This window comes from Aquirufa sp. Wall-65K1 (assembly GCF_054558475.1).
The window spans coordinates 37,916-62,079 of record NZ_JBPXKD010000001.1 but is presented as its reverse complement, the minus strand read 5'-3'; the positions used below and the strand labels follow the sequence as shown (position 1 = coordinate 62,079).

Below are 24,164 nucleotides of genomic sequence, written 5' to 3'. Positions count from 1 at the left end.
CTTATAAATTCCCCTTTTTCATCTCCTTAACAGCATAATCTACGGCTCTAGCCGTAAATGCCATATAGGTTAAAGAAGGATTTTGTGTGGATGTAGAAGTCATACATGCTCCATCTGTGACGAAAACGTTTTTCACATGGTGCATTTGATTCCACTTATTCAACAAGGAAGTTTTAGGATCTGCTCCCATGCGAACCCCTCCCATTTCGTGAATATCCAATCCTGGAGCTTGTTTAGTATCCCGATGGCGTATATTTTTAAAGCCTGCTTTGGTGTACATTTCGGTAAATTGGTCAATAAAATCCTGAACCATTTTATCGTCATTGTCATCATAAGCCACATTGACATGCAAGATAGGCATACCATTTTCATCCTTTTTTAGCTTATCCAAAGTAACTTTATTGGATTCTTTTGGAATGGTTTCACCCATCATATGTGATCCAGCATACCACATTTGATTCATTTTGGGATTAAGCAAGGAATTCTTCAAGCTTTCTCCTAAACCTTCGCGGTCAGTACTTGAACCCCTTCCTGCGTTCATACCGGCGGCATAACCTCTCAAGAAATTGGTTTCTTGCTTGTACAAATTACGGAAGCGAGGAATGTATCCCGAATTTGGACGGCCTCCTTCCGTTTTATAATCTAAATATCCTTCATAATCTGCTGAAATGGATGCTCGATAATTATGAAATGCAATGTGTGTACCTAAAAGCCCTGAGTCATTTCCTAATCCATTGGGGAATCGATGTGAAGTCGAATTCAATAAAATCAGATTGGTATTTAATGCTGCGGCAGTAACAAAAATCACTTTAGCGTAATATTCCACCATTTCTTTGGTATGTGCATCAACCACCCGAACACCTACGGCCTTTTGTTTTTTCTCATCATAAATAATGGAATGAACCACAGAATCTGGCCGTAAAGTCATATTTCCAGTTTTAGCTGCCCAAGGTAAAGTAGAGGCATTTGCGGAAAAATATCCCCCGTAAGGGCAACCCCGTTGACATAAATTACGACCTAAACATTGAGCTCTACCTTGTTGGTAATGAATTTCCTTAGGCTCGGTTAGATGAGCACATCGACCGATAATCACATGTCGATCATTGTATAATCTTTTAATTTCTTTTTGAAAGTGCTTTTCTACACAAGTCAATTCATGAGGCGGTAAAAATTCACCATCAGGCAATACATCCAAGCCATCTTTATTACCCGAAATACCAGCAAATTTTTCTACATGAGAATACCAAGGGTCTAATTCTTTATAAGTAATGGGCCAAGGTGTGGCAAAGCCATCTCGAGCAGGACCATCAAAATCCAATTGAGACCAACGTTGGGTTTGTCTGGCCCATAAAAGGGATTTTCCTCCTACTTGATATCCTCGAATCCAATCAAAAGGCTTGTCTTGTTCATAAGGATGTTCTTTATCCTTTACAAAGAAATGTTTTGCATCCTCTCTAAATGCGTAGCACTTGGATATAATGGGATTTTCAGCTAATTCTTCCTCCGACAAACGACCACGGTGAGGAAACTCCCAAGGAGACATTAAAGTAGTTGGATAATCTTCATTGTGAGTTACTTTTCTACCTCTTTCTAAAACCAATGTTTTAATTCCTTTCTCACAAAACTCTTTGGCAGCCCATCCTCCTGCCATTCCCGACCCGATTACGATAGCACCATAAGTGCGTTTTTCAGCGTTTGTTAAATAGTTCATTGAGTTTACCTTATGATTTTTTGACAGGAGCACAGCCATTAAAAAAACCTGGCGCCATGACGTAATTGTAATATTTGACCATAATTTCTTCCGAAGTAGTATAACCTTGTATCGTTAAACCTTTCAAGGTTGACATGGCTTTTTGAGCACCAGAACCTACATTACCTTTGGCCATAGCAAAAAGAAATTCCTCTTTTTCGGCTTGATTAGCTTGTGACCAAGCTTTTTTAACATAGGATTCAAAAGAACTAGGGAAAGCATCTAAAACTTGACGGAAAGTTTCTTGAGCAGAAAGCTCATAACAATCATCTAACATGGTTTTTACAAATTTAGGAACTCCTAAACTTACTGCCCCAGGAATGGATGACTCTGGAATTATAACTCCTATCCATTCATTCAGTATTTGTTCTTGTTTGGCTGTCCAGGCTGGTGCTTTTTTAGAAACAGGAAAATTAGGTTTGGCTTGGGCGGAAAGGTCATAAAAAGCGACAGTACCCAATGTGGCTAATGTCATTCCTTTTACCCACTCACGACGAGAAATTGTTGTCATTAGTAATAGATTTAAAACATGGTAAATCTAATGAAAAATTGGGAGCTTATTGTGCTGAAATTTGGGTAAAAGTAAATGGCTATCTTTTATTTTAAACCATTTTACAATGGAGATTTCTTCTTTCCCCAATTTTTGGGATTATTGAGCGTATAGCGCTGCATGTTATCAAATGACCTTTTATTTAAAACTACATAATCATGATAATTGGAATGCCAGCCAAAATCTGGAGTAATCTTATGAGCAAATTTAGATACAGCAGATTTATAGGAACGAACTATGGATGATATGGAACCATTTTTGGGTGAAATAGAAGACATATAAGCATTTGGTATACCTTTTTTGGTCCTTTTAAATGAATTAGAATCTCGAACGGAATCTGCATTCATTTCATTGGAAGTATTTAAAATTTCCTTACCTAAGATTGATTGAATTGTGAAGTTGAAACGGGGTAATTTTTGATTATCAACATACCATGCAAATGATCAGGCATGATGACAAAATTGGCTAATTCTACAAAAGGGAAATGTGAAGGTATTTCTCTCCAAAACTTTTCAGCCAATTTTCCTAATTCACTTAATTGCATTTTTGAGTCAGAAGCATCTTGACTTTTTACTATGGACCCAAAGAATGGAATTCTATTTTTGGTTACAATGGTAATATAATAGGCTGCTGGTCTTCGATAATCCCAGTCTCGTTTTCTTGTTGTATCTACCCTATATTTATCGTGGAATTTTCTTGGTTTCATTGGTGGCATAGGTATATTTTTTTGATGCTAATCCGAGTTAATCGGAAATCAACTACAAAAAAAATACCCTAAATGCTCAAAAAAAATCCTAATCCCAAAATATCAAAAAGCTGATACAGTGCATCGGATCTGTAAACCCTCCAACCAAAAAAGCTGATGCACCGCATCAGCTCTGTATACCCTCCAACCAAAAAAGCAGATGCAGTGCATCGGCTCTGTAAACCCTCCAACCAAAAAAGCTGATGCACTGCATCGGATCTTGTTAATCAAACAAAAGCCATTTCACACCATAGCCAAAAACGCGTGACATAGCGGGATGTAAATATGCGGTGTAAAAATTATTGTTCAACAAGCCAAAGTTGGCATGGGACATTTTAAAAAATAATCGCACGCGATTAATACGCAGAGATACATAAGGATCTACTTGTACAAAAGCAGGTACTTGATACTTATTTTGAATATGATATTGCTGTAAAGCAGGCTGATAGGCATCCGCAAAATAGGCCGATTGATGATGAACATCAATTCCAAATTGAACATAAAGCAACTTCTTATATTGAACATCTAGAGCTAAATTAGCGTCTATCAATAAATTAGGCATCCTAATAACATCGGGGCCAGTTTGCGTATTGGCATATACTTTAGTAAACCAAGAGAATTTCCGCCATTGTCCTCCAATGTCTACATTAGTTCTAAAAACACCAATATCCGCTTTTACTTGAGTTGGCGTGGCTAGCGTATCAAAATAAATCCAATCTGAAATTCGCTGGATGGTTAAACCTGGTTTAAAATAAATCGATTTAGATTTTAAGCTAATGCCTCCATAAATTTCATCAATGGAAATATTGGCAAAATCATTTTTCCATCGATATGAGGTATTATACACCCAGTTATGGGCAATACTCGGACTATACGAAATTCGTTGAGCAGTGACTTGAAAGAATGGGGATTGAAAATTAGCTTTCAATCGATAATCTGAACCTAATAAATATTCCCCTTCGGCTGTAAAATCAATATTTTTATTGAATGATTGATTTAACCATATACCAACATAATTTTCAAATCGATCTAGACTACTATTATTCATGGGATTATACACAGACCAATACCTTTGTTTCAGGTAGGTTCGGTATACAAATTGCTTATAAATACCCTTAAAACCTGTTTGATGGCTATAGGAAGACCATTGATTTTCATTGTAAAGAGAATCTTCACTCGGAGCCTGAATGTATTGAATATAAGTTCTAGGATAAAAACCATCGGCTAATGATTGTTGAAATGCTTTATCTCGAAACTTAACGGTCCTATTTTCAACATCTAAGGTTTGAAACAATTGTAAACCTTTCCAGCCAATATATTCATGGTATAAATGGAATTTGATGAATTTATCATTGGATTGGGAAAGTGAATTGGATAAAATAGCTGTATTATCTACATATTTTAGAGCTTCATCTGCCGTTAAGGTTTTTGATAATTTAACCCCACCTTGGTCATTTGTACCTTGATCAAAATAATTAATATGCCCAAGTAAACGGTATTTACCATTTTTTGATTGATAATTAGTATGTAATAAAAGGCCCCATTGACCTAATAAACTTTGTTCTCCAGATTTAAATGCCGCATCCGTTAATACTTTGTCGGCCACCATTCGTTGAAGTGAAATACCAATATTCCACAAGGAATCTACGTTTCTAGCGAAATTAAAATTCAAACGCGTTTGTCCTCCTCCGCCCAAATTATATTCCACTTCCGAATAAGGAGATTTAGAATTGAAATACCGCACTTGATCCGATTGGAAAGCATAAGGAGCATAAACTGAGTAACCTAGTTGCGTCCCTAGGCTAGCTGGAGATTGATAAAACACATTTCTAACGGCCGTTCCATCGTTACCTAAATTAGCCGTCAAAAAACCGCTTTTTTCTTGAAATAAATAGCGCTGAAAAAGAGTTAGTGTCGTGTCAATTCTTCGTTTAATGTCCTTAGAATTAACCATATCTGATTCGTACAGATAATACATGGTATTAGGACCATAAATCAATTTAGTGGAATCATCCAGAGCAGCTCTACCACTTTTTTGTGGACCTTTACTTTTAGAAGGAGTCGTAGGATTGGCAGGATTGGGGAAACTATTTCGATCATTGGGATTTTGTGTTCCTGGAAAACCCGAAGATGTACCAGGTGTTAACACTTGTGCCCAAATAGAAATCGGCAACAAAAATAAAAGTAAAAAAAGTACGGCTAAGCGATGTTTCATCCCCACAAAGGTAGCTTAATTTAAGGAAATTATATTGCTAAGCTCTGTTTCAATACATTCCAAAACTCAGCTTCTTGCTCTAAAAAATACATCTCCATGGGCAAATAGAGCAGTTTTTGTTTCAAGAAAGGATAGTCGTTAGCGACAGATTGTAAACGAACAAAATCCTTGTGCGTAGTAATAAATGCTTCATGTGATGCCATATTCTTGGCTAGGTTGTTCATTTCTTCAAGCTCTGCCGACTTAAAACGGTGGTGATCAGGGAAAGATTGTGTCCTTTTTAACTCACCTAAGGTGGCAACTTGTTGAAAAAACAATGTCGGGTCAGCAATACCGGCTATGGCAAACCAGGTGGTAATGGATTCCGAATTCAGACCTAAGGGTTTAGCATAGCGAATAGATGCAAAATATACGGGTTTAGGAATTTGGGATTGAAACCATTGCATTTCTTGTCTGCTGAGGTGAGAAGGACAGCGTGTAAGCACAACCACATCCGCCCTATGAATACCTTCTCTCCATTCCCGGAGCCGGCCCATGGGCATTAAATGGTCTTTAAAATAGGGCTGATCAAAAGTTGTACAAACGATATTAAAATCTGCTTTCAAGGCACGGTGCTGAAAAGCGTCATCTAGAATTACTGTGCTTATTTCTGGGTACTCGGCATACATTTGATGAATTCCTTGAACCCGATTTTCACAAACAGCTACATGGATATTGGGAAATGAGGTTTTATAGCTAAGGGGCTCATCTCCTACCTCACTGGCTGTCGAACTAGTCTGAACCCATTTGAAGCCATGGCTAAGTCGTCCATATCCCCTGCTCAAAATACCTAAAGCTGATTGCCAAGGAGCGTGTTGAATCAAATAGGCCACTAAAGGACTTTTGCCCGTACCGCCCACTGCTAGATTTCCTACTACAATGGTTTTGGGCTTTTCAAAATGATGTGATTTAAACCAAGCCCAATCATAACATGTATTTCGCAAGAATATGATTATTCCATAAAGTAATGCTGGAAGCCAAGTCAATAATTTTTTCATATCAAGTTTAAAGCTAAAAAGAATCGTCGAGGCGGCAAAACAGCCAAGAAAATAATAACTTGCATACATGTTTGATATATCTGTTTCTTACCAAAAACATGCTTTAAAATTTCATTTTGAAGCCGGCACTTCTCGGGGTGTGCTGACTGAAAAAAATTCATATTTCATTCAGATAAAGAATAAAAAAAATCCTCTTCAAGTGGGTTTAGGTGAAGCTGGACCGTTACGAGGATTAAGCCCCGAATTTGAAGAAGAGGGATTGGCGGGCTTTGAAAAATATATTAAAAGCGCCAATTGGGAGTTATTTCCGGAAAGCATGGATGAAATTCCCGTATTTGTCAAGGAGCTACCTCTTGGTTACCCTTCCTATAAATTTGCCATTGAAATGGCAGTCTTCGACTACATCATGGGCAAAAATGGACAATATTTTGATAATGATTTTAGCCAAGGAAATCAGTCAATTCCCATCAATGGACTCATTTGGATGGGAAAACCAGATTTCATGGAAGATCAAATCGAAGAAAAAATAGCTCAAGGATATACCTGTTTAAAATTAAAAATTGGGGCTATCGATTTTGAACAGGAATTAGCCATTTTAAAGAACATCAGAAGTCAGTTTTCCAAAGAACAATTGACTATTCGTGTAGATGCTAACGGAGCTTTTAAAACACAGGAGGCCGCTCATAAATTGGAAAAATTAGCCAAACTTGATATTCATAGCATAGAACAACCCATCGCGGCAGGTTTATGGAATGCGATGGCCGATTTATGTAAAGAAAATATTTTACCCATAGCGCTCGATGAAGAGCTGATAGGCTTAGAGTCTGAGTATCAACAAAATCAATTACTAGATAAAATTCCCGCCCAATACCTTATTTTAAAACCGAGTTTATTAGGTGGATTTTCAGCAAGTCATGATTGGATTCAAGCTGCGGAATCTAGGGAAATGGATTGGTGGATTACTTCGGCTTTGGAATCAAATATTGGTCTTCAAGCCATTGCGCAATTCACAGCAGATTATTCCCCTAATCTACCTCAAGGTTTAGGGACAGGAAGTTTGTATACCAATAATTTTGCCTCAGGCTTATCCATACAAAAAGGAAATTTACATTTCAACCCAAATTTTAATCGGATCAATCCATTTCATGAAAATCATGTTTAGGAAATACATTTTAAGGCCTATCTTTACAAAAAATTAGAAAAATACTTCATGAATACGATTGACGCGGCAATGATTGCCATCCTTGAAAAACGTTTAGAACTCTCTAAATTGAACTATTCAGATGAAAGCTATGATGATGTAGAAGAAATCTTACACGATTTAGAAGATGATTTTAATGAGAAATATGGTGATCAATTAGAAGAAATTCTCGAAAAGGTTCATATCAAACATTGTCCAGAATCTGATGTGCTCCTACCTACCGCTTACCTAGCCAAAAAATTTGTTGAAACAGAAGATGGAGAAATTGAAATAGGTAAAAAAGAGGGTGTAGAGGTTGAATGGATTGAAAATCCAGCGGTGGGTGCAAGATTAGTACTTTTGCCTTCACCTACGCGAATTTTATTAATGACTCCCAAAGGTATCTCTGTAGTTTGGGAAAAAGAAAGCTAATCATTCCAACGAGTATCGTTAACATAACATAAAAAAGCCACTAGATTTATTTCTAGTGGCTTTTCTTTTAATCACATGGGAATAAAATTAATATACCCAATCAATACCTTTGACTAATAATTTCTGCGTTTCAATTCCCAAAGGGTAATCAGAATAATCGTGCATATAGTCCCAGCTAGCTAATGGAGGCAAACTCATCAATATTGATTCTGTTCTACCATTCGTTTCTAAACCGAATTTTGTACCCCTGTCATGTACCAAATTAAACTCTACATACCTTCCACGACGCAAAAGCTGAAACGCTTTTTCTTTCTCTCCAAAGGGCCTGATAGCATTTTCTTCCATCAAATGACTGTAAATTGGCACAAAAGCTTCTCCTACCGCTTTAACAAAGTCAAAATGGGCTAATTTTTCTTCAAGATTCTTTGATTTGACATAATCAAAAAATATCCCTCCTATTCCTCGTGTTTCTTCTCGGTGAGTATTAAAAAAATAATCATCTGCCCAAGTTTTATAGCTAGGATAATAGGATTTATCAAAGCGGTCACAAACTGATTTTATTTGTTCATGAAACCATTTGGCCTGTTCAGGTATGATGATATGAGGCGTTAAATCTATACCTCCACCAAACCAGTTTTCGCCATTGCTTAATTCAAAATACCGAACATTCATATGAATAATCGGTACCCAAGGATTGATTGGGTGCATAACAATAGAAACTCCAGAGGCAAAAAAATCTACCTCTTCCTTTAAATCTAGACTTTTCACCATTTTAGGGTGCAATGGTCCAAATACAGCTGAAAAATTCACGCCAGCCTTTTCTAAGATATTCCCGTTCACAATCACTCGAGAGCGACCACCTCCGCCTTCCTTCCGCTTCCAATTATCTTCCTTAAATCTACTACCCCCATCTACGGCTTCTATGCCCTTACAGATAGAATCTTGCAAACCTTTAAAATATTCGGCTATAACTTCCTTACGCATATTTATTGAGGGGAATGTTGATTGGTATCAGGCGATTCAGTAGGACTTCCTAATAAAGAATTGAGTGAATCCAATTCCGAATCACTGACTTGAAGTGAATCTGGTAGGGTACTGTATGAACTTTGACAGTTAAAATCCTTTTTAACCACTCGTTTATCTAATTTGTCAAAAGGCACGGGCTTATAATTAGCCAAAAGAGGGTCATTGACAACTTTTATCATAAAGCGCTTGTAAATCGGCAAGGCTGTTTTAGAACCTTCACCCAAAGCACCCGTTCGGAAGTGAATGGAACGGTCATCCCCACCAACCCAAACACCGGATATTAAATTATGTGTCATACCTATAAACCAACCATCTGAATGATTGGATGTTGTACCGGTTTTAGCTGCAAATGCAGGTGCATATCGATTATTGGCCGGTAATAAAACTTCTCCCTCGTTCCATAATAATGAACTACCTGTTCCACCTTCATAAACCACCCCTTCTAACATGGAGCGAACTAATTGAGCTGATTCTTTTTTGATGACACGGTAAGAAACAGGGTCAAAACGTTGTAAAACCTTGCCATTTTGATCCTTAATTTCTTGAACTATCATTGGCTCCACATGGATACCTTCATTGACAAAAGCGGAATAGGCACCAATCATTTCGTACAAGGAAACATCAAAAGAACCCAATCCTATGGAAGGAACCGCTTTTAATGGACTCTTGATTCCCATTTTCTGTGCATAATACATAACAGTGTCCGCTCCTACCTCATTGGTTAAACGGGCAGTAATTGAGTTAATGGATTTAGCCAATGCCCTACGTATGGGCATAGCCGAATAGGAAAAAGTCCCATCAGCATTGGATGGCCTCCAAATTTTCTTTTCGCCCTTTTCTTCTACTTCCAGTTCAAATGGCTCATCGGTCATCATGTAACATGGCGACAAATCTTTAGGTCCATCAATCGCGGCCGTATAAACGAAGGGTTTAAATGTAGATCCGGGTTGACGCTTCGATTGCTTTACGTGATCGTACTTAAAATACTTAAAATCCAATCCACCTACCCAAGCTTTAATATGCCCTGTGTATGGATCCAAGGTCATCATACCTGACTGTAAGAATCGCTTATAATATTGGATCGAGTCATAGGCACTCATGGTCATTTGTTCTTCACCCATGGTAGACCTGGAATACACCCACATTTTCCGCTTGACATTCTTCATGTAATGCATGACAGAATCGGGATTATTGGGGTATTTATGTACTAATGCCTTATAGTATTCCGTACGTTTAGCCACTGTATCAATGAAACCAGGAATTTCTTTACCATGTTCATCTACCCAAGGATTTTGCCCAGTCCAGTGATTATCAAATGTTTTTTGAATGGAACGCATACCTGACTCCACGGCTTGTTCAGCATGAATCTGCATTCTAGAATCAATGGTCGTGTAGATTTTCAAACCATCACGATATAAATCAATTTCCATATCGTTGGCTTTAGCCCATTCATTCAAATATTTAGCAATGGCCACTTTGAAATAATTGCCAGTACCGTCATAGGGTGATTCTTCATTAGAATGTAATTCAATAGGCATTTTAGCTAATGAATCGAAGGCGTTTTTCTTGAGATAACCAGCCTTTACCATTTGGGCTAAGACTACATTACGACGTTTCCAAGCTTTATTTTGTTCCAATGGTTTACCTTCATAACGCTTAGGATTATAGGTCGTAGTAGCTTTCTGAAGTCCCACTAAAATAGCAGCCTCTTGGATATTTAAAGAATCTGGGGAAGTATTGAAATAGGTTTTAGATGCTACTTTAATACCGTAGGCATTATTTCCATAGTCAACCGTATTTAAGTACCAAAGGATGATTTCATCTTTGGTATAAAAACGTTCTAGTTTAATGGCGGTCACCCACTCTTTGGATTTATATATCAACTTACTTAAACCTGGAATATAGCCAAATAAACCTGTTTTGGTAAATCCTTTTTTAGTCCTTGTTTTAAATAAATTCTTAGCCAATTGCTGAGAAATGGTACTTCCTCCCCCACGATCACCGCCTTTTACTAATCCCAGAGCCACTCCTGCCCAAGCTTGAAAGTCTATACCGGTATGTTCGTAAAAACGGGCATCTTCGGTGGCCACTAGGGCTTGAACAAGGTAAGGCGAAAGCAATTTATAATCGCGTATTGGAGTTCTATTTTCTGCAAAGTATTTTCCTAATAAAACACCATCAGCAGAATAAATTTCAGAAGCTTGAGATAATTTAGGATTTTGCAATTCATCTACTCCTGGCATTTCACCCGTCAACCAAAAGATATTGGTCTCAATCACAAACAGGTAGATTAGCACATACATGACTACTTTACCCGCTACTTTCCACATGGTGACAATGGGACGATAATAAGGAGAATTTCGGTCTACTCGGGCTTCATAATAAGCCTCGATTAATCTCCATTTTGTCCGTAGAAAAAAACTGGTCATTGCCACTTGGCCTACCAGCCAAGAATACTTCTTTTCTCCTAGGACACGAGCTAATAAGGACAAGAACAAAACCGTTAAACGCTCCAATCCTGTCCAGAAAAGGCTTTTAAGCTGTTGAACGATTGCGCGAATTCGTTGTAGCATAAATGGATTGAATTATTCCGTTTCTAATTTTTCTAAGATACTCATTAAATCCGTAAAATCCCTAAATCCTGGTCTATCCTCATGCCCAGCCATAAGTCCTATTCCTTGAATTGAACTTTGTTCCACCCATTCCTCTAAATCTTCCTCTGGAAGTTCTAAGCCCAAGATGACAGGATACTGAGCTGCCCAGGTTTCTATCTGAGCTTCCATACCCACCAAAGAATCCGGAGAATCTGCCACTAATAAAAAATAAGCCACATAAGGTGCAGCTGTAGCAAATAAGGCAGGTAAATTATCTGAATCAATATTGACCCGCATCATTTTTGGAATATCTAATTCTAATAAACGCGGTAATTGCACCCGGGAATCCACTTCAATCCAATCAGGTGCATAGTTTTGAACGATTTCATTTATTTGATCTGCTGAAAGTCCTGAAAGTTCTGCTACAATTTCTACTCCACTTAACCAATTTCTAATTTCCTTAAACTTATCTAAAGGCATTTCATGCAAGGCAAACCCCAACCAATCAACCCCCATGCCGGCACAATATCGAGCATCCGAAAGGTTATCAATGGAGGAAACCTTCACCCGTGTTTTTAACATCATATTTTATTCTAAAACAATTGGCAAAACTACTGCATAGGACGTGAATTACAAATAAAAATGACTTATTGGAGAAATAAATCATTAAATTGCAGAAAATTTCTGCAGGCTTTGAACCTGAATTGAATATGGAAACAAAAGGACGCGTTCTCGTCGCTATGAGCGGCGGCATTGACAGCTCGGTCGCAGCTGTATTATTACACGAACAAGGTTACGAAGTGATAGGCATGACCATGAAAACATGGGACTATGCTAGCTCAGGTGGAACGAAGAAAGAAACAGGCTGCTGTTCTCTAGATTCCATCAATGATGCTCGGCATATAGCCGTTTCCTTGGGATTCCCGCATTACATTTTAGACATTCGGGAAGAATTCGGTGATTCAGTTATCGATTATTTTACTAATGAATACGTAGAAGGTAGAACTCCTAACCCTTGTGTCATGTGTAATACCCACATCAAATGGGATGCCTTATTACGTAGAGCAGACCAGTTGGGATGTGATTTTATCGCAACAGGACATTATGCCCAAATCCGACAAGAAAATAATCGATATATTATTTCAAAGGGGGTAGATGCCTTAAAAGATCAAAGCTATGTGCTTTGGGGAGTATCTCAGGAGAGTCTTGCTAGGACCATTTTGCCTTTGGGACATTTAACCAAACAACGCATCCGTGAAATGGCCACTGAAAGAGGCTTTGTGGATTTAGTGAATAAATCAGAAAGCTATGAAATTTGTTTCGTGCCAGACAACGACTACCGAGGCTTTTTAAAAAGACGTTTACCTGATTTAGAAGAAGCAGTGCAAGGAGGAAATTTCGTGGATCAGTCGGGAAAAATCATTGGGAAACATGAGGGCTACCCATTTTATACCATTGGTCAAAGAAAAGGACTAGGAAAAGCCTTTGGTTTTCCTGCTTTTGTCACGGAAATTCGGAAAGAAACGAATGAGGTGGTAATTGGAAAATTAGAGGATTTGAATCGTACAGGTATGTATGTGGGACAATTAAATCTTCAGAAATATGCTCAAATACCAGCCGGAGGCCTAGAAACCATTACCAAAGTTCGATACAAGGATCCGGGAACGGAAGGGTTAATTGAACAAATAGCTGATAAAATCAAAGTGACTTTTCATGATGAAGTTTCAGGTATAGCACCGGGGCAAGCAGCTGTATTTTATGAAGGGGATGACGTGATTGGCGGAGGATGGATTTTAAAATCATTCCAAAAAGGTAGTGTATTTGAAAATATTCAATCATTTGCTGTATGAAATCAACCTTCTTGATAGCCTTCATGATGTGGGTAGGCCTTCATCAAAACTGTGCCCAACAAGCTAAAAGTTACCCCAAATCAGACATCAGCTTTTTGCTTATGGGTGATTTTGGTCGTCATGGCGAATACCACCAAAAAGACGTAGCCAAACAAATGGCTTTGACTGCCGCCGAGGCAGATATAGACTTTATCATTACTACAGGAGATAATATTTATCCCAAAGGAGTAGCAAGTGCCCAAGATCCGGCATGGAAAAGTAGTTTTGAAGATATTTATACGGCACATAGTCTGCATGTCAACTGGTACCCCGTTTTAGGAAACCACGATTATGCAGGTAATCCTCAGGCTGAAATAGACTATTCAAAAGTGAGTCGGAGATGGAATTTACCTGCCAGATACTATTCTAAAACCTACAAATTAGGCGATGGGGCCACCTTATTAATGGCATTTTTGGATACTTCTCCCTTTGAACTAGGATATTATAGCGATGCAGAGGAACCTTTTAGATCGAATGTTGCTGCTCAGGATACTAGTGCTCAAAAAAAATGGTTTACCGAATTAATGAGTCAATCCAAAGCCACTTGGAAAATCGTAATAGGACATCATCCCCTATTTACTTCTGGCCCACGTATGGGGAGAATAAATCATGTAGCGAATTCCTGGCAAAAACTATTTGAAAAAATGGGAGTAGACTTTTATTTAGCAGGCCATGAACACCATTTGGAATACAACCATTTAAATAAAAAACTACATCATGTGATTTCTGGAGCGGGCAGTAAAATTACTCCGTTACAAACAAAAGATAAATCCATTTTCGCCCAATCGGTCAATGGATTTGCTGCCTTTTTTATACAATCCAAAGCCTTAGAATTTCAATTTATAGATGAATCTGGAAACACCATCTTTAGCCAAAAAATTAAGAAATAAGAAGATTGGGTATTCTAAACTTGCCCAAGCGCAAAATATAAAATTGATATATGTCAATTTTTGCAAAGAATTTTTTGTTATTTGAAAATTTACATACATTTAGAAGATTGAACCAGTTCAGGTTCAATAATTACCATAAACAATTGGTAATTAACAATGAACATGTTTTACCATTTACTGTGTACTACCATTGAAATTTATACCCAAAGTATCGTTTAAAGAAGACCTAAAATCAGAGGGTTTTGAATGCGTTGATTTACAAGAATTTTGTAATCGAGATTGGTCAAAATACGAACCGCATACCCCCTATTTCCCACATCGAGTAGATTTTTATGTACTCTTAATTATCACCAAAGGTTCGGTCAAACATAAGGTGGACTTTCAAGAATTTTTAGTCAATGAAAATGAGTGTTTAATCATTTCACCCAACCAAATACATGAGTTAAATGCTGAGTCTGACTACCATGGCTATTTCATTTTCTTTACCAAGGAATACCTATTAAACTACTTTACCCCCAATACATATTTTCATATTTCTCAATTATTCAATTACCACATATTTAAGCCTATTTACCAATTAGATGAGTGCATGATGGATTATGCGAAAAGAGTGGCAACTGAATATAGTAATAGCCGCTATGTCCTGAAATATCAAATCATAGCTTCCTTATTTTCTATCATACTTTATAAACTCAACAATAGAAACCTTTTGTATTCAGAAGGAATTACCAAGCAAGGATTTGAAGTGTTTGAAAAATTTAGAAATTTAATTGAAAGCAAATATTCCCAAAGCAGGAATGTCAATGATTATTCGGATATGATGAATATCTCTTACAAGCATTTAAATGAAATCTGCAAGCGATTTACGCATCGAACGGCTAAGGAGTTTTTAGATGATTACATCATTTTGGAAATCAAAAGAAAATTAAGTTCTACAACACTTTCCATTAAGGAAATTTGCTTTGATACAGGTTTTGATGAGCCTACTAATTTCAATAAATATTTCAAAAAATTAACTGGAATTACTCCACTAGAATTTAGAACTGAACTAAATTGAGGTAACATATTTACCATCATCAGGCATAAATTAACCTTTTGCCACTAAGTAAATTTGTTGAATTTTGTCATACATAAAGTAAAACAGACATCAACTCAAATTATAACAGATTTGTTTTTATAAAAATATTTAATTCCGCCTTTTTAATTACCAAATCCTGTGTTCATATAATAAGGTGTAAACAATAAAATGTTTACACCTTTCTTTTTTTAGGGCTTGAATAGCTATTTATCTTACATTCCTTCCTCTAGCATTTCTTTAGGAACCTTTCTATTCCGCTCCATTTGAATGATTTCTACATCATAAATGCGCGTACCATCAATCTTCAATTGAATAGCTGTTTGAATGGGATGAAATCCATGCTGCCCTGCAGCGCCCGGATTAATAAATAGCATATTATTTCGTTTAATATCCCTCTTAACTTGAAGAATATGCGAATGCCCACAAACAAAAATCTGAGGTATTCCCTTTGAAAAAGCCTCATAAGCATCTGGCTTGTAAGAAGAGGGTGCTCCTGCAATATGCGTCATGGCTATATTAACTTCTTCACATCGAAAGCGCATGATTTTAGGGTACATATTACGAATGGTCCTATCGTCAATATTGCCATAAACCCCAGCTATCGGTTTTTTATAAGTCAAAAGTTGGTCTGCCAATTGAACTGACCCCCAGTCTCCCGCATGCCAAATTTGGTCGCAAGCTTGTAAATGAGGCTCCAACCTTGGATCTAAAAAGGAATGGGTATCTGAAATAATTAAAATTTTCTTCACCTTACTCGGCCTTTTTATTCTTTACAGAGATTAATAATTTATCGCTAATCAACGTATTCGCTAACCAGGCTTTTTTCTCAGCCTGAAAGGCGCCCTTTAATTCCTGAGAAATTTTAGCATCATGATTCACCCAAGCAGGAGAACCAGCATCTTTATAAGCTGAATACCAAAAGGAGGCTACGCGGTGGGCTGATACCAACATACGGTCTTGCACCTTTGCGCCCAGCTTATTTCCATAAGCTTGAATAAACTCCTTGGTATAATAATTTAAAGTTCTTCCGTTTCGAACTACTTGCATGTGCTTTTTATCTGCACCCATAGCTAGCGTAACCTCTTTTTCCACTTGAAATAAATCAGGTAACATGGCATGTGATTCTAGCAAAATTTCAAAAATAAAATCTTGGGGTTTGGAGATATAAACCAAAGGTTTTGCCTGATAAGTAGCTAAATTATATTGAGATAGTTGTTCCTCCGGAACTAAGCTCTCCCACAAAGCATGCAATCCCTTTTGACCCGTTAACTGACCATCATGGTTTTTGGTGGTATGTAAGGGTACGTGAGCATCAGCCACATAATGACCTAAATCTGCTGCATAAAATAATACAGAATCTTTCATTTCCCTTTTAAATGCATTCACCAGTCGGCCATAAACCCGAACAACCTCCCATGGCACTAAACCTTCCTTACGCAGTGAATCTAATCCATATTTAGCTACAGCTGCTGAGAATTCATGAGGGATGTCTTTGGTATAATTTGGTCCAAAAATGGCCGCATCCATATCCAAATAATGTTTCACATCTTCCGTTTTATCTTCGTTTCTGCGAACATCTGGACGAATGGATTGATTAACCAAATAATCCTGATTTGCATAGAAATATGCTCCCAATGGTTCAGGCAATGCATAAATAGAAACTTGTTGCAAGGTTTTATGCGCCAAAAACCCCCAGGATGAAATCATAAGAGTTAATGGTACAATAATTAAGAAAACATACTTAGGATTTTTCATCTTGAATTTGTTGAATGAATGATTTCGGGGATTTCCCATATTGTTTTTTAAAGGCACGCGTAAAATAGGCAGGATCATTGAAGCCAACCTGATAGGCAATTTCGGAGATATTAAATTCAGAATTTTCTAAAAGCAATTTGGCTTGTTGCAAACGGATGGAACGAATAAACTCGTTTCCAGCCAATGATGTCAGGTTCTTAAGTTTTCGATACAATTGCATTTTGCTCATATCCAAGCCTTTTTCCAAGTCATCCACATCAAATTCTGCTTCAGCAAGATGGTCGATCACCAATTGAGTGGCTTTTTGCAAGAAGGGATCTTCATACACAGGTAATTTTCCTTCTGTTAAACCTTGCTGAATCATTTGTTTTTGCCAGTTTTTCCGCATCCTCTCCTTCGTTTCAAGCAATTTATTGACCCTGATTTCCAATATATCGGCGTTAAAAGGCTTGGAAACAAAATCATCAGCACCGGCTTGCATTCCTTCAATCTGACTTTCGTGCGAACTTTTTGAGGTTAAAATCAATAATGGAATATGGTTAGTCTTAGGATTTTGGCGTAAGGCTCGGCAAAGATTTACTCCACTCATGCCAGGCATCATCCAGTCGGTAATTAAGACATCAGGGATAAATTTCAAGGCCATTTCTAGGGCTTCTTCACCCCTTTCTGCTTGGATAATCTGAAACCTATTTTTAAAAATATCCGAAATAAATTGACGCATTTCTGAATGATCGTCAACCACCATTAAAATTTGCTTCTCTTGTTCTATTTCCAATTCATCCGCTTTCTTTAAAACAGAGCTTGGCTCGATTGCACTAAATACCGGTTTATTGAGTATCCAGGAAGGATCATAATCCTTTTGGGTTACCGGAAATTCGATACAAAAATCGCTGCCTTTACCTAATTCGCTACTAACCTCAATCTGCCCTAAATGAAGCTCCATCAATTCCTTGCAAAGAGATAAACCTACTCCAGTACCTACTCGACCAATGGAATCAGGTACTTGATAAAATCGATTGAAAATATGAGGTAAATGAGTCGAATCAATCCCCTTACCCGTATCCATCACATGAATTTTAGCCACTTGAACTTCCTCAGATCCCGCTTTAAACTGCTTAATTAAATCCATTTTGACGGCTATGGTTCCATCTTCTGGAGTATGCTTAAATGCGTTGGAAAGTAAATTAGAAATACATTTTTCAATGATGTCGGCATCGTAATATACAAATAGGGATTCCATGGGTGGAACCCATTTTAATTTAATTTGCTTTTGAACGGCATAGGCTTCAAATCCTTGCATGATACCATTCAATTGTAAAATTAAATCATGTTGCGCTATGACAGGTTGTTGCTTCCCTGCTTCAATTTTAGATAAATCAAGCAATTGATTGATTAGGTGTAATAGTTTTTGTGCATTTTGGTAGATGGCCAATATCCTAGATTTTTGTTCTTTATTGGCCTGTGTATTATTTAAAAAATATTTCTCTAATGGACTGATTATCAATGTCAATGGCGTTCTTAACTCATGAGAGATATTTGTAAAGAAATGAGTTTTCACTTGCTCCAACTCTCGAATTCTCTCCTTCTCAATTTCCTTCATCCTAAGGTCCGTTTTAAATGCCTCGCGAATTCTTACTTCACGCATAAAACCATAGATCAAACCAAATAAAATGAGAGAATAGAGTCCATATGCCCACCAGGTTCTATACCAAGGAGGCAAAACGGTAATTTTTAATTCGAATGGTTTTTCACCCCATACACCATCGGAATTAGTAGCTTTCACTTTAAAGGTATAATCCCCGGGATTAAGGTTGGTATAAGTGGCCGTGCGTTGTGTTCCTACCTCATTCCATTCTTTATCAAAACCCTCTAAATAATATGCGTAGCGATTGTTCTTTGGCCTTTGATATTCCAAAGCCACGAAATCTAAGCTAAAAACTGTCTGATTCGGCTGAAGTATTAAATGCTTAGTTTGAAGGATATCTCGCTCTAAAGGTGAATTTTCGTCCCCTACTTTAACGGGTTTATTGAAAATCTTTAAACCAGTTAAATAAATTGGCGGAATATCCATTTTCATCCTAAGGCTATCTGCCTTAATAAAATTAAGTCCATTTGCGCCGCCAAAAAACAACCAGTCTTTGTTATTCTGACTATAAGCATTGGCCAAAAACTCCTTCCCTTGAAGTCCATCCAATTCATCAAAATTGACAAATTTGAGTGTTTTAGGGTTCATTTTAGATATTCCTCCGTTGGTACTAATCCAGAGGTTTCCCTGTTTATCCTCCATCATACTTCTTAAAGTATTAGATGCTAAACCATCTGCCACGGTAAGGTTCCTAAAACCTTTACCCGGTCCAAGAAATAAATGTAAACCTCCCCCATTCGTCAACACCCAAATTCGCTTATTCCGATCTTGAAATATTTTAGTAATATTATTGTATCGGATTCCGTTGGGAGCTCCGTTTTTCTCAAAATGTGTCAATTGTTGACTAGCTATGTCGTACAGATATAATCCAAAGCCAGTAGTTCCTATCCATATTTGCTTATTTTCAAGGACCATAAGACTGGAAATATTCTTACCCGCAAAATTCTTAGATCCTAAGGCTGGGTAAGGAATACGGTATTTCTTAGTGGGAATATCAAATTCTAAAAGGCCTAAACCAACGGTCCCAAGCCAAAGTTTATTTCCCATTAAGCTCATGGCCGTCAAATTTGCAGCCCGGTTACCTAATTGATATGGATAGGCAATTTGCTTCTTTTGGGAAGTCAAATTTATCAAGCCATTACCCCAAACGCCAATCCATAAATTACCATCTTTATCCGATTGTAATAAACTGACGTCAAAATCTGAAACCTGATTTAATTTGTTAACTCCAGCATTATTAACGATATGCTCAATTTTCCCTGTTTTATAATTAAAGTAGGACAAACCCACATTCAAACCAATCCATACGCCATTGGGATCCGTTTTACTAGCACTTATGGCCGTAACTTTATTACTTAAAAGCCCTTGCAAGGTGTTAGGTTTGTAACGTAGAATGGAAAAGCGAGGTTTTTGGTAAAAGGCAATATTTAAGCCTGCTTCCCAAGTTCCTACCCAGGTATTTAGATTGGCATCAGTAAATAAACTGGTGACAGAAAAAGAACTAATTCCAAGGTCTGGATCAGGATTCGATGAAATTTGATAATAAGAGGAAAAATCTTCCTTATTTAGTACATATACTCCATTATCTGTTCCTATCCATAAATTCTTATAGGCATCTTTTGTTAGGCTGGTAACGATATTTTGCCGACTTAAAGGACTTTGGGCATTGTAAAATACCCGAGTAAAATGTTGGTTTTGCGGATTAAATCGAAATAACCCTCTTCCCTCCGTCCCCACAAGTATGTCACCATTAGCCGCCTCATTAATAACCCGAATACGGTAATCCGGTGTTAAATTTTTTTCTGACAATTTGAATGGCATATAGGATCTAGGTCCAAGCCTGGATATCAATAAACCCGTGCGCGTACCAAACCAGATAGCCCCTTTAGAATGGCGATAAATACGCACCACATCTGCCATCATGGGGTTTTTTACGTCCGATTCTTTGGCTATTAATTTGTTTTCTCGTGTGTCATAAATTAAAATACCCAAGCCTGTGGCAGAAACCATGACCCGATGATTTCCCAAATTCAAAATGGAAGAAACGGTCATGGAAGAAAAATCCTCACCATTAGGGCCCTTAGAAAAACGATAAACCTTACCCGTAGATAGGTCAATTTTATTCAAACCAGCATTCCTGGTGCCCGCCCACATATTGCCTTCATCATCTTCACACATGGTAAAAATATCACTTCCACTAAGGGTGGTTGAATCCGATGGGTTACTTCTAAAAACCACAAAATTATTCCCATCATAGCGGTTAAGTCCGTCTGAAGTGGCAAACCAAAGAAAGCCTTTTTTATCCTGAATAATTTTTGAAATGGTACTTTGAGATAATCCGGATGCCGTAGTCAAGCGTTCATAACGCTGACTCTTTTGGGCAGAAAGTGGCCAACTTACACCCAAAAACAAAAGCAAGAAAAGTCCAAATAATCGTTTCAAAAGGTTTCTTTTATTAGGCTAATAAAAACTAAAATTAGAAAAATATTCCTGAATCCTGAGATGATTTATCCTACATAGAAATATTTAGCCAATGTCCTATTTCCCTAGAAAAGGTGATTAAAGGGTAAAAAATACCTTCAAATTCTTTCAAATGGGTGATTTTGCAAGATATATCCTTAAATATGAAAGATTTGTCCTAAAGTATCCAAGCTCTTGAACTTAATTTTGAACACGTTTTGAGACATAATAATTTAGTTTTTAACTCAAAGCTTTCTCCATTAGTAAATCTTTCAGAACCAAATTATGAATAAATCATTTGTTTCGTTTTCTGGCAAAAATTTTGATAATAAGTTGCCAAAATACCAGCAATTAATTAATTCACTTCTTCAAGATATTGAGATGGGAGAATTGAAGCCGGGGGAACGTCTGCCTTCCATCAATGAAGCCTCGGAAGAATGTTATTTATCGAGAGATACGGTAGAAAGAGCCTATACTGAGTTGCATAAGATGGGAGCCATCACCTCCATTTTTAGAAAAGGGTATTTCATCTCCAACTCGTCGCTGAAGCTAAAAACCAAGGTGATGTTTTTAGTAGGCAAAATTACTGACACCAATAAAGCCATCTTTAATTCTTTTAATGAAGCTGTAGGCAAAAATGTATTGGTGGACATTTTTACTTATCAATACAAGACGCGTCAATTTCAAGAAATATTAGGTCAACAATTGGGCAATTACCATTACTATGTAATTATGCCTCATTTGATTGAAGAGGAAGAGGAAAATATTAAATGCTTAAAAAAGATTGCTGGTGACCGATTAATCTTGTTAGACCAGCAATTTGAAAGTATGCAAAATACTCATGCGAGTATAGTTTGCCATCCAAAATCTCAAATCATTCAAGAATTTACCAACCATACAAACCTGTTTCAAAAATACCGTTGTTTAAATCTCGTATTAACCGAAGAAGAATACTTCGATGCGGAATTTATCAATGGCTGTGGAGATTTCTGTGAGTCCATTAACATGGATTTTAAAGTATTAGATGGTCTGGAGGGAGAAGAATTAAACCAAGGCGAATTGTATTTCACCCTGGATGATTCAGACTTAATTCAGGCCATCAAATACGCAGATCAGCAAAAATGGAAATTAGGGAAAGACATCGGTATCATATCCTACAATGATCAAGGATACAAAGAAATATTATCAGGGGGTATTACTGTCCTTTCAAACCAACCTGAAAAAATTGGTCGACGTGCTGCAGCACTAATTGGCGAAAGCATTAAGACCACAGAAGAAATTGATCTACAATTGATCGTAAGACTATCACTTTAGGGTTTAATTTTGTGGAAACGGGTCATGAATTTCATGACTCGTTTTTTTTGTTTACGTATTGAATATTTCTTTGTAAGCCAGTTATTTTCGTGCGTTTAATAGCCGAATAGTGGAATAATTCTTTGAATACTTGTTCAGATAATGATTCCCAATCTCCCTTCTTCATTTCTAAAAAGGCAGGACTAGTTTCAAACCTAGGTTCTTGATGCGGCTTCGAAAAGCGGTTCCAAGGGCAAACATCTTGGCAAATATCACATCCAAAAATCCAATCCTGAAAATCAGATTTCATAGAAGCCGGAATGCCGTTTTTCAATTCAATCGTGAAATAGGAAATACATTTAGAACCATCCACCCAATAGGGGCTTAAAGCTTCCGTAGGACAGGCATCAATACACCTAGTGCATGTACCACAAAAATCCTTGATAGGACCATCTGGCTCGGCAGGAAGATCAATGAGCAGTTCGGCAATAAAGTAAAAGCTCCCCTGTTTGGGAATAATCAAATTTCCGTTTTTACCCAACCAGCCCAATCCTGATTTCTTTGCCCAGGCTTTTTCTAATACCGGAGCAGAGTCCACAAACATCCGTCCTGATATCTCCCCTATTTCATCTTGAAGAGCATCCCACAACACTTGCATCTTATCTTTCACTACCCGGTGGTAATCTTCTCCAAAAGCATATTTAGAGACCTTAAAATGATGATTTAAAGGGCTTAAGCTAGGACTTGGAAAATAATTAAAAACCAATGAAACGACCGTTTGACACCCCTCCACCAATTTTCTAGGATCCAAACGTTTATCAAAATGGTTGGCCATATAAGCCATCTCACCATGCAAACCTTGGTTTAACCAAGCTTCCAAACGCGGAGCCTCTTCCTCCAAAAAATCTGCCTTAGATATTCCACAAAAAGAAAATCCAGCATCTAGGGCCTTTATTTTGATGATTGCCGAAACTTGATGTGGAGTTAGTGTCATATGCCTAAAATTACGAATATGGCTTATCTCTGCCAAACTGTCATAAAATACTTTTTGGCTTATGATTTGTGTGGCTATAAAAGCGTATTAATTTTGCCTTATGAAAAAGAAAGAAAACGAGAATAATTTAGAGGAAGAGAAAATCCAATCCGAAAATCAGGAAAATTTGACAGAAAACGAAGAGAGCGAGCAGCAGGAAACTCCTACGGATGAGTTAGCAGAAATGAAGGAAAAATACCTTCGCTTGTATTCAGACTTTGAAAATTTCAGAAAGCGTACCGCCAAAGAAAAAGTAGAATTAATCCAAACAGCATCTGCTGGTTTGATTGTTGATTTGCTACCCGTTATCGATGATTATGAGCGTGCCCTAGCGAATGCACCTGAAGGTGAAATTTCCGAAGGTATTCAATTGATTTTTGCGAAAATTAATTCAGTCCTACAATCTAAAGGCTTAAAAGAACTTCCTGCTAAAGGGGAAACATTTGATGCAGAAATACATGATTGCATAACTCAGTTTGCTGCGCCAACGGAAGCCGATAAAGGTAAAGTACTTGAGGTGATTGAAAAAGGATATACACTACATGAAAAGGTCATCCGCTTTGCGAAAGTGGTGGTTGGTAATTAATAAATA

The 24,164-nt window shown here is 37.4% G+C and carries 20 protein-coding genes; 7 read left to right on the top strand and 13 right to left on the bottom strand.

Annotated elements, in window-relative coordinates; translation table 11 throughout:
• Position 1: 1 nt before the first annotated feature.
• The 6 genes from ACST15_RS00275 to lpxK form a co-directional block, all read right to left on the bottom strand.
• On the bottom strand, positions 2-1,711 hold the full coding sequence (locus tag ACST15_RS00275; RefSeq protein WP_459452624.1) for a GMC oxidoreductase: 1,710 nt from the start codon (positions 1,709-1,711) through the stop codon (positions 2-4).
• Positions 1,712-1,721: 10 nt separating this feature from the next.
• The gene (locus tag ACST15_RS00270) at positions 1,722-2,261 is read right to left on the bottom strand and encodes a gluconate 2-dehydrogenase subunit 3 family protein (protein WP_459452622.1); all 540 of its coding nucleotides are present in this window, start codon (positions 2,259-2,261) and stop codon (positions 1,722-1,724) included.
• A 101-nt stretch (positions 2,262-2,362) separates the two neighbouring features.
• Positions 2,363-2,647: a transposase gene (locus ACST15_RS00265; protein WP_459452621.1), complete on the bottom strand. Its 285-nt coding sequence runs from the start codon at positions 2,645-2,647 to the stop codon at positions 2,363-2,365.
• A gap of 29 nt (positions 2,648-2,676) precedes the next feature.
• A complete protein-coding gene (locus ACST15_RS00260; protein WP_459452619.1) occupies positions 2,677-3,015 on the bottom strand; it encodes a transposase in 339 nt (112 codons plus the stop codon).
• Positions 3,016-3,268: 253 nt separating this feature from the next.
• Positions 3,269-5,260 carry a putative porin gene (locus ACST15_RS00255; protein WP_459452617.1) on the bottom strand — a complete coding sequence of 664 codons (1,992 nt, stop codon included), beginning with the start codon at positions 5,258-5,260 and terminating at the stop codon, positions 3,269-3,271.
• Between the two features lie 29 nt (positions 5,261-5,289).
• Positions 5,290-6,297 carry a tetraacyldisaccharide 4'-kinase gene (lpxK, locus tag ACST15_RS00250; protein WP_459452616.1) on the bottom strand — a complete coding sequence of 336 codons (1,008 nt, stop codon included), beginning with the start codon at positions 6,295-6,297 and terminating at the stop codon, positions 5,290-5,292.
• A 67-nt stretch (positions 6,298-6,364) separates the two neighbouring features.
• Here lpxK and ACST15_RS00245 point away from each other — a divergent pair, with 67 nt between their 5' ends.
• Both ACST15_RS00245 and ACST15_RS00240 read left to right on the top strand, forming a co-directional pair.
• Positions 6,365-7,459 (top strand): o-succinylbenzoate synthase, encoded by a 1,095-nt coding sequence (locus ACST15_RS00245; RefSeq protein ID WP_459452614.1) that lies wholly within the window; start codon positions 6,365-6,367, stop codon positions 7,457-7,459.
• Positions 7,460-7,507: 48 nt separating this feature from the next.
• A complete protein-coding gene (locus ACST15_RS00240) occupies positions 7,508-7,909 on the top strand; it encodes a hypothetical protein (RefSeq protein WP_262899901.1) in 402 nt (133 codons plus the stop codon).
• Between the two features lie 87 nt (positions 7,910-7,996).
• On the opposite strand, the gene hemF is transcribed toward ACST15_RS00240, so the two are convergent.
• Genes hemF through ACST15_RS00225 form a run of 3 tightly spaced genes read right to left on the bottom strand, consistent with a single transcriptional unit; the run spans position 7,997 to position 12,114 of the window.
• Entirely contained in the window at positions 7,997-8,893 is an 897-nt protein-coding gene (gene hemF / locus ACST15_RS00235; RefSeq protein ID WP_459452612.1) for an oxygen-dependent coproporphyrinogen oxidase, read from the bottom strand.
• Positions 8,894-8,895: 2 nt separating this feature from the next.
• A complete protein-coding gene (locus tag ACST15_RS00230; RefSeq protein ID WP_459452610.1) occupies positions 8,896-11,508 on the bottom strand; it encodes a transglycosylase domain-containing protein in 2,613 nt (870 codons plus the stop codon).
• Between the two features lie 12 nt (positions 11,509-11,520).
• Entirely contained in the window at positions 11,521-12,114 is a 594-nt protein-coding gene (locus ACST15_RS00225) for an N-(5'-phosphoribosyl)anthranilate isomerase (protein WP_459452608.1), read from the bottom strand.
• Between the two features lie 125 nt (positions 12,115-12,239).
• Between ACST15_RS00225 and mnmA the strand changes: the two genes are divergently transcribed.
• The 3 genes from mnmA (at position 12,240) to ACST15_RS00210 (ending at position 15,365) form a co-directional block, all read left to right on the top strand.
• Positions 12,240-13,379: a tRNA 2-thiouridine(34) synthase MnmA gene (mnmA, locus tag ACST15_RS00220; RefSeq protein WP_459452606.1), complete on the top strand. Its 1,140-nt coding sequence runs from the start codon at positions 12,240-12,242 to the stop codon at positions 13,377-13,379.
• Positions 13,376-14,308, top strand: a complete 933-nt coding sequence (locus tag ACST15_RS00215) for a metallophosphoesterase (RefSeq protein ID WP_459452604.1) — start codon at positions 13,376-13,378, stop codon at positions 14,306-14,308. Before mnmA ends, ACST15_RS00215 begins: the two co-directional genes overlap by 4 nt.
• A gap of 190 nt (positions 14,309-14,498) precedes the next feature.
• Entirely contained in the window at positions 14,499-15,365 is an 867-nt protein-coding gene (locus ACST15_RS00210) for an AraC family transcriptional regulator (RefSeq protein WP_459452602.1), read from the top strand.
• 233 nt (positions 15,366-15,598) lie between these two features.
• On the opposite strand, the gene ACST15_RS00205 is transcribed toward ACST15_RS00210, so the two are convergent.
• The 3 genes from ACST15_RS00205 to ACST15_RS00195 are packed head-to-tail and all read right to left on the bottom strand — an operon-like array spanning position 15,599 to position 21,228.
• Positions 15,599-16,135 carry a metallophosphoesterase family protein gene (locus ACST15_RS00205; protein ID WP_459452600.1) on the bottom strand — a complete coding sequence of 179 codons (537 nt, stop codon included), beginning with the start codon at positions 16,133-16,135 and terminating at the stop codon, positions 15,599-15,601.
• Position 16,136: 1 nt separating this feature from the next.
• Positions 16,137-17,093 carry a zinc dependent phospholipase C family protein gene (locus ACST15_RS00200; protein WP_459452598.1) on the bottom strand — a complete coding sequence of 319 codons (957 nt, stop codon included), beginning with the start codon at positions 17,091-17,093 and terminating at the stop codon, positions 16,137-16,139.
• Between the two features lie 34 nt (positions 17,094-17,127).
• Positions 17,128-21,228 carry a hybrid sensor histidine kinase/response regulator transcription factor gene (locus tag ACST15_RS00195; RefSeq protein WP_459452596.1) on the bottom strand — a complete coding sequence of 1,367 codons (4,101 nt, stop codon included), beginning with the start codon at positions 21,226-21,228 and terminating at the stop codon, positions 17,128-17,130.
• Between the two features lie 303 nt (positions 21,229-21,531).
• Between ACST15_RS00195 and ACST15_RS00190 the strand changes: the two genes are divergently transcribed.
• Positions 21,532-22,560 carry a GntR family transcriptional regulator gene (locus ACST15_RS00190; protein ID WP_459452594.1) on the top strand — a complete coding sequence of 343 codons (1,029 nt, stop codon included), beginning with the start codon at positions 21,532-21,534 and terminating at the stop codon, positions 22,558-22,560.
• 31 nt (positions 22,561-22,591) lie between these two features.
• Here ACST15_RS00190 and queG read toward each other — a convergent pair whose 3' ends face one another.
• Positions 22,592-23,533: a tRNA epoxyqueuosine(34) reductase QueG gene (gene queG, locus ACST15_RS00185; protein ID WP_459452592.1), complete on the bottom strand. Its 942-nt coding sequence runs from the start codon at positions 23,531-23,533 to the stop codon at positions 22,592-22,594.
• Positions 23,534-23,633: 100 nt separating this feature from the next.
• On the opposite strand from queG, the gene ACST15_RS00180 reads away from it, so the two are divergent.
• Positions 23,634-24,158, top strand: a complete 525-nt coding sequence (locus ACST15_RS00180) for a nucleotide exchange factor GrpE (protein WP_459452591.1) — start codon at positions 23,634-23,636, stop codon at positions 24,156-24,158.
• The last annotated feature ends 6 nt before the right edge of the window (positions 24,159-24,164 follow it).